The 12,714-nt window shown below is 40.1% G+C and carries 14 protein-coding genes; 10 read left to right on the top strand and 4 right to left on the bottom strand.

All coding sequences use genetic code 11. The features are described 5' to 3' along the window. The first annotated feature begins 1 nt into the window (after position 1). A complete protein-coding gene (locus OOA_RS14900) occupies positions 2-235 on the top strand; it encodes a FeoC-like transcriptional regulator (protein WP_008912989.1) in 234 nt (77 codons plus the stop codon). Positions 236-275: 40 nt separating this feature from the next. On the opposite strand, the gene bioH is transcribed toward OOA_RS14900, so the two are convergent. Next, a complete protein-coding gene (gene bioH / locus OOA_RS14905; RefSeq protein ID WP_008912990.1) occupies positions 276-1,055 on the bottom strand; it encodes a pimeloyl-ACP methyl ester esterase BioH in 780 nt (259 codons plus the stop codon). A 33-nt stretch (positions 1,056-1,088) separates the two neighbouring features. On the opposite strand from bioH, the gene OOA_RS14910 reads away from it, so the two are divergent. From OOA_RS14910 to OOA_RS14940, 7 genes are all read left to right on the top strand, one after another. Continuing rightward, on the top strand, positions 1,089-1,772 hold the full coding sequence (locus tag OOA_RS14910) for a phosphoribosyltransferase family protein (protein WP_008912991.1): 684 nt from the start codon (positions 1,089-1,091) through the stop codon (positions 1,770-1,772). Positions 1,773-1,861: 89 nt separating this feature from the next. Next, positions 1,862-2,440 carry a Fe-S biogenesis protein NfuA gene (gene nfuA / locus OOA_RS14915; RefSeq protein WP_008912992.1) on the top strand — a complete coding sequence of 193 codons (579 nt, stop codon included), beginning with the start codon at positions 1,862-1,864 and terminating at the stop codon, positions 2,438-2,440. Positions 2,441-2,670: 230 nt separating this feature from the next. Then, entirely contained in the window at positions 2,671-2,994 is a 324-nt protein-coding gene (glpE, locus tag OOA_RS14920; protein WP_008912993.1) for a thiosulfate sulfurtransferase GlpE, read from the top strand. A 16-nt stretch (positions 2,995-3,010) separates the two neighbouring features. After that, a complete protein-coding gene (gene glpG, locus OOA_RS14925) occupies positions 3,011-3,856 on the top strand; it encodes a rhomboid family intramembrane serine protease GlpG (protein WP_008912994.1) in 846 nt (281 codons plus the stop codon). A gap of 27 nt (positions 3,857-3,883) precedes the next feature. Beyond that, positions 3,884-4,642, top strand: coding sequence for a DeoR/GlpR family transcriptional regulator (locus OOA_RS14930; protein ID WP_008912995.1), 759 nt, complete (start codon positions 3,884-3,886; stop codon positions 4,640-4,642). A gap of 326 nt (positions 4,643-4,968) precedes the next feature. Then, positions 4,969-6,477 carry a glycerol-3-phosphate dehydrogenase gene (gene glpD / locus OOA_RS14935; protein ID WP_008912996.1) on the top strand — a complete coding sequence of 503 codons (1,509 nt, stop codon included), beginning with the start codon at positions 4,969-4,971 and terminating at the stop codon, positions 6,475-6,477. A gap of 328 nt (positions 6,478-6,805) precedes the next feature. Further along, the gene (locus tag OOA_RS14940) at positions 6,806-8,377 is read left to right on the top strand and encodes an ATP-binding cassette domain-containing protein (RefSeq protein ID WP_008912997.1); all 1,572 of its coding nucleotides are present in this window, start codon (positions 6,806-6,808) and stop codon (positions 8,375-8,377) included. Between the two features lie 79 nt (positions 8,378-8,456). Here the strand turns inward: OOA_RS14940 and OOA_RS14945 are convergent, their stop codons facing one another. The 3 genes from OOA_RS14945 to OOA_RS14955 form a co-directional block, all read right to left on the bottom strand. Continuing rightward, on the bottom strand, positions 8,457-8,972 hold the full coding sequence (locus tag OOA_RS14945; protein WP_008912998.1) for a DUF2569 domain-containing protein: 516 nt from the start codon (positions 8,970-8,972) through the stop codon (positions 8,457-8,459). A gap of 73 nt (positions 8,973-9,045) precedes the next feature. Next, positions 9,046-9,408: a DUF488 domain-containing protein gene (locus tag OOA_RS14950; RefSeq protein WP_008912999.1), complete on the bottom strand. Its 363-nt coding sequence runs from the start codon at positions 9,406-9,408 to the stop codon at positions 9,046-9,048. A 39-nt stretch (positions 9,409-9,447) separates the two neighbouring features. Continuing rightward, on the bottom strand, positions 9,448-10,002 hold the full coding sequence (locus OOA_RS14955) for a DUF2569 domain-containing protein (RefSeq protein ID WP_008913000.1): 555 nt from the start codon (positions 10,000-10,002) through the stop codon (positions 9,448-9,450). A 285-nt stretch (positions 10,003-10,287) separates the two neighbouring features. Here OOA_RS14955 and OOA_RS14960 point away from each other — a divergent pair, with 285 nt between their 5' ends. Together OOA_RS14960 and OOA_RS14965 are read left to right on the top strand one after the other, a co-directional pair. Then, entirely contained in the window at positions 10,288-11,532 is a 1,245-nt protein-coding gene (locus OOA_RS14960) for a lipase/acyltransferase domain-containing protein (protein ID WP_008913001.1), read from the top strand. 119 nt (positions 11,533-11,651) lie between these two features. After that, positions 11,652-12,713 (top strand): lysophospholipid acyltransferase family protein, encoded by a 1,062-nt coding sequence (locus tag OOA_RS14965; protein WP_008913002.1) that lies wholly within the window; start codon positions 11,652-11,654, stop codon positions 12,711-12,713. The last annotated feature ends 1 nt before the right edge of the window (position 12,714 follow it).

Genomic DNA, 12,714 nt, shown 5'->3' on the forward strand with positions numbered 1-12,714 from the left:
TATGGTCAGCTTGTTACAAATCAGAGATTTAATTGCGCTGTATGGACAAGCTGACATTAACTTACTGAGTGAACAGCTCAAAGCACCCAAACCCTTGATTCAAGCAATGATTGATAAGCTAGTATCAATGGGTAAACTAGAAGAAGTCGACTTTAGTGCCTGTTTAACAGGCTCGAGTTGTAAAAGCTGCCCTGAAGGTAGCAACTGTACCCACCATGTATATAAAATCAAATAGTTAACGACTAAATCAGCCACATTTAACCATGAATTCAAGGTCACTCTTCTAATCGTGCTAGAAAATCGAGTAAATATTCACAAAACTCATCCGGATGAGAAATAAACGGCGCATGAGCACCATGACGCATCACCACCGAAGGAGAATGCGGGTATAAATCATCTAACAAAGTGGCAACTTTGCGTGGTACTAAACCATCTAAATAACCATAAATTCGTAGAAATGGAACAGTTAACTCAGTTAATTCATCACGTAAATCGATAACTCGTAATATTTCAAGCCCCGCATTAAGTATTTCAACTTTTGGCATAGGTTGCTCTAACACTACTGATTTTAGTAGCTTGGCATCATGACGAGCACTTTCAGTTCCTAATGTTTGTAATGCTAAAAAACGTTCTACTGTACGTTGAAAATCATTTGAGAGCTGATGTTCAAATCCCAATAATACTTCTGACTTGATCCCCGGCCATACGTTTTCATGAGCTTGAAAACAAGGAGATGAAGCAACCGTAATCAGCCCATTAATATGCTGGGGATGATCAAGAGCAAGACGGCTTGCCACTAATCCCCCTAATGACCAACCAAGCCAAATTGCATTTTTAGGACCATACTGCCATACCGTATCTGCCATGGACTGTACATCCATAGCATCAAACCCTTGGCTACGACCATAGCCGGGTAGGTCAACTAAATGCAAACGAAAATGGGAAGCTACTCGTGGAATAATCGAACGCCAAACATCTGAGTTCAAACCCCATCCGTGTAGTAACACAAGATCTTGCGAACCTTCACCTATCGTCTCCCAATATAACTGCGCCATGGTTACACTCTCTTTTTTCAACGGAATATGTTTATGCTATCAATGGAAGGTGCCTGTTGGCTATGCCACCAGCCTTTAAAATTAATAAGCCAAGGGGTTTGCTCTTTTTGCCTAAAAAGCTTACCACTAATGCCAAATTGCTGCCCACGTTGTGCGCTGCCTTCCGAACAGCAAGATGTCATGTGTGGCCGCTGTTTAAAGCAACCGCCCGCTTGGCAGAGGTTAGTAACAGTTACGCCTTATCAGGCTCCTTTACGCAAGTTGATTCATCGCTATAAGTTTAATTCTCAATCTCAATTGGCCTTTGCACTCGCCAGAATATTTGTTTTACATTGGTTAAATGGCTACCGGCAAATGCGCTGGCCGAAACCAGATATGATAGTCACTATTCCGCTGCATCCTAATCGGTTGTGGCAACGTGGATTTGATCATGTCGCTTTTATTGGTGAATATTTAGCCAGGTGGTTAAATATTACCTATTCACGAAATTCATTATTGCGTACTCGTGATACACTGACTCAAATAACATTAAAACGTAAATACCGCCACAGCAATCTTAATGGCGCATTTAGCCTAACAACATCCGTAACTGGGCGACAGGTCGCCATTTTAGATGATGTCATTACTACTGGAGCCACTATGCAAGCCGCTGCACAATTGCTAATTTGTGCGGGTGTACAGACTGTAGAGGCTTGGTCTGTATGTCGTACCTTGTAGGATGAGGGCAAATGGGCGTATTATAACCAACTGAAGCACTCAACTATGTATTGAGCATATTTATTGAGCAGGTTTATTGAGTACACATTATGATTAATATTACTGAAGCAGCACAGACTCACTTTGCAAAATTACTAGAAAATCAAGAGCCTGGAACCCAAATTCGTGTGTTTGTAATTAATCCAGGCACTCCTTCTGCGGAATGCGGCGTTTCTTACTGCCCACCAGATGCCGTTGAAGCAACAGACCAAGTGTTAAAATTTGAACTTTTATCTGCTTATGTAGATGAAATCAGTGCGCCGTTCTTAGATGACGCTGAAATTGATTTTGTGACTGACCAATTAGGTTCACAGCTCACGCTTAAAGCACCTAACGCTAAAATGCGTAAAGTCTCAGGTGATGCTCCGCTGATCGAACGCGTTGAGTATGTTTTACAATCACAAATTAACCCGCAGTTAGCTGGCCATGGTGGTCGTGTATCACTGATGGAAATTACTGACGACGGCTTTGCTATTTTGCAATTCGGTGGTGGTTGTAACGGTTGTTCAATGGTAGATGTAACATTGAAAGAAGGTATTGAAAAAGAACTTCTGAAAATGTTTGAAGGCGAGTTAAAAGGGGTTAAAGACCTGACTGAACACCAACGTGGTGAGCACTCGTTTTACTAATAGAACGCCCGATTTAGCGAACATTTTTGCTAATTCATCAGACGCCCGTATCTTGCTACGGGTGTTTTTTACTATCTAAACTAACCCCGTCATATTTCAAGTTGCATGACGTATGTTGTCAATAGAGTACAATACATAGCGCCCTAGACCCTTATCAGGATGTTTTCACTTGTCTCCTTCATGCATCTTGAATTATTTAGGACTTAATAACCTTCAACATTCGGTATTTTATGGAACAATTTGAGAAGCTAGCGCCTTCAGAGGCATACCAACACTGGATTGATGGCACTGCTATATTAGTGGATGTCCGTGACCCTCAAAGCTTTCGTGCAGGCCACGCTAGTGGTGCCTACCATTTGACGAATGAAACACTGAGCACGTTTTTAGAGCAAACAGACTATGAACAAACCATCATGGTGATGTGTTATCACGGTCATAGCAGCCAAGGGGCTGCACAATATTTAATTAATATTGGCTTCGAATCGGTTTATAGCATAAACGGTGGCTTTGAAGCTTGGTTAAGGGAATATCCACAAGCCGTTACGGCTCTTTGAGTGAGAAAAACCATCCATGACCCATGTTGTTTCATTTGCAAATCCGAGAATGGCCCAAGCATTTGTCGATTATATGGCAAGCCAATATATTCAATTAGAAATACGTTCTATTCCACAGCAGCAGCAAGTTGAGCTTTGGCTAAATGACGAACAACACCTAGAAAAAGTGCGCCAAGAACTTGACCTATTTTTGCAGGATCCATCAAATCCACGTTATACCGATGCAAGTTGGCAAACAGGAACGACCCATACTGCATTTAAATACCGCAACTTTCTCACCCTTAACAGTTTAAAACAACGTTCCGGCCCAGTAACCATCGCTGTCATATTCATTTGTGCGGCTGTTTATCTGTGGCTATCAATGACGCAGTCTTTAAATGTTCTAAGCTATCTTGCATGGCCTAGAGAAGGGCAACAGCTTGAATTGTGGCGCTGGTTTAGCCCTTCATTTATCCACTTTTCGCTCTCACATATCGGCTTTAATCTCGTTTTATGGTGGTTCTTAGCCAGCCAAGTTGAACGTCGACTGGGAACAGCCAAACTGCTCACTATATTTTTAGTCGCTGCGTTATTTTCTAATTGGGGACAATCACTGTATAGCGGGTCTAACTTTGGTGGGTTGTCTGGCGTAGTTTACGCACTTATTGGTTACGTTTGGTTAACTGGCGAACGGCAACCAGAAAAAGGAATTACAGCCCCACGTGGTTTAATGATTTTCGTAATTATCTGGCTCTTTTTGGGTTACTTCGATATTTTAGGGAATGATATTGCTAATGCCGCACATACTTCGGGGTTAATTATCGGCTTATTGATGGGATTATGGGATAATCGACATAGCTTTAAACACCCAAGCTCCAAATAGAATATTTTATCATTAGAGGCTAACAGCGTGAAACAAACCCAGAGACATGATGCAATCATTGAACTCGTTCGCCTTCAGGGCTATGTGAGTACTGAAGAACTTGTGGAGCATTTCGAGGTTAGCCCTCAAACTATTCGTCGTGACCTCAATGATCTTGCAGAACAAAACAAGATCCAACGTCATCATGGTGGTGCGGCTCTTCCTTCTAGTTCTGTCAATGCCGCCTACCATGACCGTAAAATCATGTGGTCAGATGAAAAAGCGCGTATTGCACAACGTGTTGCAAGCCAAATACCTGATGGTGCGACACTATTCATTGATATCGGGACAACGCCAGAAGCAGTTGCCCACGCGTTAGTTAATCATAAAAACCTTCGTGTCGTTACCAACAACCTGAATGTCGCAACGCTTTTAATGGCAAAAGAAGATTTTCGATTGATTTTGGCGGGTGGCGAAGTACGTTCACGCGATGGTGGTATTGTTGGTGAAGCGACGCTCGATTTTATCTCTCAATTCCGATTAGATTATGGCATTTTGGGTATCAGTGGCATTGATATGGATGGTTCTTTACTTGAATTCGATTACCATGAAGTCCGTACCAAACGTGCAATTATCGAAAACTCGCGCTGCGTAATGCTAGTGACTGACCATTCAAAATTTGGCCGAAATGCCATGGTTAATCTAGGTAATATGAACCTTATTGATTACTTATTTACGGATAAACAACCACCAGACAGTATTCAAAAAGTCATTGAACAACACAATGTCCAATTAGAACTGTGCTAACGATATACAATTCATAGACATTCCATGATGGTAGCATCGGCTACCATCATGCTATTTTCCTCAATTATTATCACCCGCTCCCACTCTGCTTTCTTTCTCCCTTTGCCAGCAATCCTTTTCTCTATAATCTTTCGTTAATGCTCGAACATGATCATTTGTATAAATAAACATACGATAAGTGTGGTTATTGAAAATAAATTGTTACCTTTATCACGCAGTTGTTGTTTTTTTTTGATTAATAGTTGGCATATAAATCGATTTTGATTACAATCAAATGAGCGAAAACGAACATTTTTGAAAGCGTTTCGAACATCTCAGGGGGATGCATGGAAATTAAAGACTTGATTGTAATCGGCGGTGGTATTAACGGCGCTGGTATTGCGGCAGACGCCGCTGGCCGTGGACTATCGGTATTGCTGCTTGAGGGTCAAGACTTAGCAAGTGCAACGTCATCTGCGAGTTCGAAATTGATCCATGGTGGTTTACGTTATCTTGAACATTATGAATTCCGCCTTGTCAGCGAAGCGCTCGCTGAACGTGAGGTATTACTCCAGCTTGCACCACATATTGCGTTTCCAATGCGCTTTCGTTTACCGCATCAACCACACTTACGTCCAGCTTGGATGATCCGTATTGGTCTGTTCCTCTATGACCATTTAGGAAAACGTACCAGCCTACCGAGCAGTAAAGGATTAAAGTTTGGCCAAAATTCGGTATTAAAACCAGAGCTTAATAAAGGTTTCGAATATTCAGACTGCTGGGTCGATGATGCGCGTTTAGTTGTGTTAAACGCTCAAGAAGTGGTACGCAAAAACGGTGAAGTTCGTACTCGTACTAAAGTTACTCGTGCTTATCGCGAAGATGGTTTATGGGTAGTTGAAGCCGAAGACCTGCGTACTGGTGAAAAAGAGACTTGGAAAGCAAAAGGCTTAGTTAATGCAACAGGCCCATGGGTCAAAGAGTTCTTTGATGATGGTTTGAAGTTAAAATCACCTTATGGCATTCGTCTAATCAAAGGTAGCCATATTGTGGTCCCTCGTGCACATGACGAACCACAAGCCTACATTTTACAAAACGAAGACAACCGTATTGTTTTCGTAATCCCTTGGATGGATGAATTCTCTATCATTGGGACTACTGATGTTGAATACAAAGGTGATCCAAAAGATGTTCGCATCGATGACAATGAAGTGAACTATCTGTTGAAAGTCTACAACGACCACTTCAAAAAACAGTTAGGCAAAGATGACGTTGTTTGGGATTACTCAGGTGTGCGCCCGCTGTGTGATGATGAATCAGACTCACCACAAGCTATCACCCGTGATTACACATTAGATATTCATGATGAAAATGGTAAAGCACCATTGCTTTCTGTTTTCGGTGGTAAATTAACTACTTACCGTAAATTAGCAGAAGCTGCTGTCAGTAAGCTCACTCCTTATTACCAAAATGCAGGTGCGGCATGGACCAAAAATGGTCAGCTTCCTGGTGGAGATCTCGAAGGCTGTGACCGTGATGGTTATTCACGCTTGCTACGTCAGCGTTATAACTGGCTACCTGAAGGGCTTGCACTACGTTTTGCTCGAACCTATGGCAGCCAAAGCAAATTGATCCTTGATGGAGCGAACTCATTGAGTGATCTCGGTGACACATTCGGTCATAACGTTTATGAAGCTGAGTTACGTTACTTAGTCAAATATGAATGGGTAACTGAATTAGATGATGCTATTTGGCGCCGTACCAAATTGGGCATGTGGCTGAATGACGATGAAAAACAGCGCATCGCACAATGGTTAGTAGAGCATACTAAAGTGACTACGCCTGCTGCCATTTAGTTGTAAAAATAGTCATAAAATCTCGTTATTTATAGATTAAAGCCAGTCACTTCATTAATTGACTGGCTTTTTAATTTACATATAACCAAAATATTCAAACCACATTATAGTTGCGTGATTTAATTAAGTTTGCTTATAATATCAGCACTATTTCCTTTAACCTTATTGAAAGGTATCCCCCGACGATGAACTAAGTACTGCCAGAAAATGCTTACAGATGCCTTTATGTGGTATCCCTTTTTCTGTTCCTGGCAGGCAATCGTCGTCAATATCCTCTTTCTATGAAAGATAGCTCTAGGTTGTCTGCCTCTGTTTTCAGGAGGTACATATGACTGTCGCTTGTCATTTTTCACAACTCAATATCGAATTTAACCAAACCAATCTTTTCCCACCACTCAGTGGAACATTCGTACGCCAAAAAAATGCCTTGATTGGTCACAATGGTAGGGGAAAATCGGTGTTAATGCGCCTACTAGCAGGCCTATTATCCCCCACATCCGGTTCTATCGATTGGATGATGCCCTTTATCCATGTCGATCAGCTAACGCGTTTACAGGGACTCTCAATTGCAGATGCTTTAGGTATTAGCATACTCGTACAAGCCTTTGAACGTGTTGATTCAGGCAATGCCGCGATGGACGATTTCGAACTGTTGGAAGATAAATGGCACTTACCCGCAACTTGGGAACGGTTACTAGATTCAGCAAAATTGCCTGTCTCAATTGAAACGCCAATTGAGAGTCTAAGTGGCGGACAACGCACGCGCCTCGCGTTATGCCGAGCCTTTCTACATAAAGATCATTTCTTGTTGTTGGACGAACCCGATAATCATCTAGACCATGAAGGTCAACAATGGCTTACAGATAAACTAGCGCAGCATCACTCAGGCTCATTGATAATCACTCATAACCGTGCGCTGCTTTCACAGATGCAGATGATTTTCGAACTCACCGATAAAGGTTTACACGAATATGGCGGTAACTATAGTCTCTATGAGGAGCAAAAGAATTTTGCGATGGCGTCGATTGAAGCACAAGCTGAACGTTTAGATAACGAGCTTCGTCAAGAAAAACGCCAGCAACAAGTAACCTTACAAAAGGCTGAAAAACGACGTAAACAAGGTGAAAAAGTTCGCTATAGTGGTTCTCAATCGCTGCTATTACTGGATATGAAAACTAATCGTGCACAAAAAAGGCAATCCAATATTGCTGAACGCCATCAGCGTGTGATGAATGACATACAAGCCCAACGACAAGCAACACAAGATAAACAAATTCACACTAAACAACAAAAAATGGCGCTGAACTACCAGCCCGAGGGTTGCAAAATCACAATTTTTGCCTCTCAACTACGATTACCTTACGGCCACTCACTGCCACTTTCTTTCACTGCCTATACAGGGGAACATTGGCATATTAAAGGGCGTAATGGCTGTGGAAAGTCCACTTTATTAAAAATATTAGCAGGTGAAATCCAAGCAGTATCCGGTGAATATCGAATAAGCTCGACGTTTTGTTATCTTGACCAACATCTCAACCTATTAGATAAAACACTGCCTGTCGCAGAAGCATTACAACGCTATCAACCTGCATTTACCGTGGAACAATGGCGAACGCAGCTGGGCATGTTAAGAATTCGAGGTGATAAATCACTTCAATCTCTCAATCAACTCAGCGGAGGTGAGCAGTTAAAAGCCACTTTATTGGCGCTAACACACAGCCCAAATCCACCAGCAATATTATTGCTGGATGAGCCAGATAACCACCTAGACCTCGATTCGAAAGCACTACTGGAAGAATTGCTAAAGGGCTATCAAGGAACATTATTTCTCGTTTCACATGATGAAACCTTTGTGGAACATTGCCAGATCACTCACGAACTGAAACTTTCCTCAATATAACTCGGCAACTTGAAGTTTGATGGATATAGCGGATGCGTTAATCTAATAGGCTATCGATGGATAGCCTATTTTCAATAAGTTAGCGAACAAATGTTTGTTTAACTCTATCTGATAAGAAGAAATAGGGGAGCCAAATAAAACAATAAAAAACGCTATTTGCCAACGTCGTCATATAGCTATATTTAATTTCAATCCCAAATATATTTGGGAAAACAAAGCGTGAAAAAACCACCATTAATACGTAAAACACCATGGTAATAATAAATAAGTGCTTTGCCTTTTTTTGCCATTTCAACGCGGCGATAAAGGTCCATATGAGTAAAGCAATCAATAAACTATGACTTACTTGTAATGTATAGAATGCACCTGAAAATCCAGATACATAAAAGTCAGAATCTACATTTGTCGCAAGAGGCCATACTGTTTTGACTTGGTTAATATCGAATAGCACCATCATCACAGTCTGATACAACATATAAAATAACCCAACGACGGGTAAAATAAGCCATCCACCAATTCCTTTAAGTGGTGCTTTTTGGGTATTCGTCGCTAAAGTAGATTGTTCCGGAGAAACTACGGGTTGATTTACATCCATTCGTCATAACCTTCTAATAAACAAATTAGGGTTCAGTAATCTTCATGATCAGTTTTATTTATAGTAACAATACTTATTTGTCTAATGACTGAATGTTTTCCTCAATAAACGCTTTTAATACCTGAGCCTGATTATGTTCTGCATCTTTCGCGCTGTAGAGTAAAGTGAGATTACCTTGCTGAGCTTTTTCGATGAGAGCTACCCACGACTGAGGGTTATTATTCAACTCTTGATAATAACGTTCAATAAACGCGCTAAATTGATCAGTGTTTTGGTGAAACCATTTGCGTAACTCATTAGAAGGCGCAACCTCTTTATTCCACTCTCGGTACTGTAAATCCGTTTTTTTAATTCCTCTTGGCCATAGTCGATCAACCAGAACGCGATACCCATCTTCGGGTGATACGGACTCATAGACTCTTTTACAGTAAATCATATTCCCCTCCTTTTGGTCACCACAAAGTCGGTTTATTGGCTAATTAACAAACGTATTCTTCACTCGAACAGATTTTAAAAAATAAGGAATCCAAATAATGCAAGCAACCACACCTCGTAAAATATCTCGAATATCCGTTGATTCAACGGGTAATGTAAGTAGCTGTTTAGCAAGGATAACGTCTGCAATAATTAACGTTAAAGAAAATAGATAAAAGAAAATACTCACTCTAACGGTCAGTCTTTTTTTGGTAAAAAAGAGATAGCAAAGAAATAATAGCGTGCCATAAAGAATAACGTTTCCGAGCACTTCAAAATAGATTAACTCTTTGAATAATGGAATGAACGCGGATGATACAGGATCCGTCAACTCATCCCAATATTCAAATATATCGGGATATGTCATCCAAAAACTGAAAGGTAGATAGAAAACAGAGATAATTAACCCTAACATTGGCAGAATTAACCATCCGCCTAGCCCTTCGAGTTTGGGCGCAGGCTGATAATTCGATGCAACTGGCATTGCATTAGGTGCCTTCATCGAAGGTGTATCATGATTACCGCCAAGTACAGAGCGATCTTCTGAATTATTCATCATCACATCCTTGCTTTGTCTCAATTAACCACTTTAATGAAACCCGCTAAAGAGTGAATACTACGTTCGCATTCATCAGATTTAAATTTAACTCTTTTTGATTAAGATATCACCTTTGAAATTCAAATTTAAAATCTCAAACTAAGATTAATCACAATAAAAATATTATGTAAAACCTGCGTACAATAAACACAAAATAATTCTAGTTATTAAAATGCCATTAACTGGATAAAAATCAATCAATACCCCCCTAGATGTTTTTCACACCATGGAGAGGCAACAAACATGTTTTTGAACTGGGGATATGCCGCAATTAAAGCGCAAATCATTGCACAAAATCTGCAACATGCAGGACTGGCAGGGCAACAACATAATCTACCGATTATTTATCTCCCCGGTATATTAGGGAGTAAGCTATATGACCTCAAAAATCAGTCGATTATTTGGGGTAATCATAAAGGAATATTTCGTAAAAATGATTATGAATATCCCCTCGATAAACAATCGCAAATTCTCGCAGCAAACAGTGCAAAACAACTTCATTCATTTACGATTATTCCTGGAATAGCTGATATTTTTATTACGATGGATTTGAAAATGTCGCTAGAGCGAGTATTAAACTACCGTGAAGGCGTAGATTTATTTTTTCTCGCGCACGATTGGCGAGCAGATCATCGTTTATTAGCCTCTATGCTTGATAATGAAATCAAGCGTATACGGCAAATCTATGGCGAACAACAAAAAATCATTTTAATTGCTCAATCTGCCTCTAATTGCGCTATTCGCTATTTTTTGCAATCAACAACCCCACAAACTCGTGATTCTATCGCTAAATGGTATGCATTTGGACCGCCTTGGTCTGGTACCTTTCAGGCTTTATCTATGTTTCAAACTGGTTATTATGCTGGAAGTCGCCTATTTAACGGGTTTACTCCTGATGATATTGCAGGATATCCGAGCGCCTATCAGTTACTGCCTTATTCACCTCAAGTTATTGATGGTAAAGGTAATGAAATAAAAGAGTTTAATATTTATGATCCTGAGTGTTGGAAATCCTTTCATATGGGTCCATACCGTCAGGGAATGAAAACGATATCCCCACAGTGTCAGCGAAATAGGAATCAACTCGTTGAAAATTTAAGTAGTGCGAAATCTTTTGCAGAAAGTACGGCAAGAAGAACGCCAGCAGATAGAGCTGTACCACAAGTTTGGTATCTTAGTGACAATCATCAAGCAGTAAAAAAAGCGATTTATGATAAGGGTCATTGGTATTTACGATCCAAAGATATACTTCGTCATTATCCCCATCTTGCCTCACAAGCACTATCTCCCGGTGATGACCATTTACCTGTAGATGAACTACTACAAGAATGGGAAGGACCAGTTATTCGAGATAAAAACCAGCATCCTTGGGGGAATGAATTTGCTTTCATCAGCCAAGCAAAAACGCATCGAAAATTAGTTAATTATACGCCAAATATACGTAGCCTTATATTTGATATCGCCATGTTAGGGCGTAAAAAAGAATAAAAAGGTTTCACTACAATGATCAGTTTCGTCTGAAAAATCAAATTGCCACTACGAAACTGATTTATTATCGGATATGTAGAGTTAATTGAACCGTATTCTGAGGTGCTATTGAGATAACAATGGAACATAAAGAAAAACAACCTTTACTAATCGCAGGTGCACCACTTTCTTCCTATTATCGGCTTATCTCAAGCGTTATAAGAAGCATTTATTATCCTGGATGTACTCTACAGGGGAATATTGATAGCCTCTCAACGAACAAACCAACACTTATTTTATGTAGTCATCGAAATAGCGCATTTGATGGCTACCTTATATTAAAAGCTTTTCCCTTAGCTCAAGCATTAGCCTCTATTCAATTACTAAATAGCGCTGTTATGCGATTATTTTTTACGGGTATTCCCGTGGTACGTAAAAAAGACAAAATGCGCTTTAATATAACTGCAAATAGTTTTGATAGCCCTGTTGATGCTGGAGTAGCACATATATCAGCAGGTGGCTCCCTGATGTTATTTCCAGAGGGAAGTAGTGAATGGGGTTATAAGCCTTTACCTTATCAACGTGGAGCTGCAAGAATAATTCGAACATTGATCTCTTTGAAGGTCGATTTTAATGTTATTCCTGTTGGCTTGTTCTATAGCGAACCTGATAAATTTGCCAGTAAAGCAGAAATATTTATTGGTAAGCCGATTGAAATCATCTCTCAACAAGAACAGAGTGAACGTGAATGGGAAAAAAATATACATACACAAATCAGTGATGCACTCGACGCTGTTTCTGTAAATTGCCTAAATGAACAGATATTTAATGATGCGACTCACCATGCTGCGTATGAGAATCATCAAGGTAATTCATATGCAACAGCATTTCTTGATTATCAACAAACCCCCGAGAATTTTCCGGCGATTAAATCTGAACCTATTAAAAAAAATCATGCTGTACGTTGGTTGGGGTTTTGTTTAATGTTTATCCTATTACCGATTCTACTTGCAGCATTGTTTACATCACGCTACGCGGATGCGCGTAATACCATTTCCTTTTTTAAAATATTGGGTGGAAGCCTCGCAGGTTTAATTTGGTTACCTATCATTGCTATTTCACTATTCATATGGCCAAAATTTATTTTAATTAGCCTAGCGAGTGCTCTAATAGGCTATTTATTCATAATCAAGACTCATTAAT

It is taken from the genome of Providencia burhodogranariea DSM 19968 (genome assembly GCF_000314855.2).
Lineage (GTDB): Bacteria > Pseudomonadota > Gammaproteobacteria > Enterobacterales > Enterobacteriaceae > Providencia > Providencia burhodogranariea.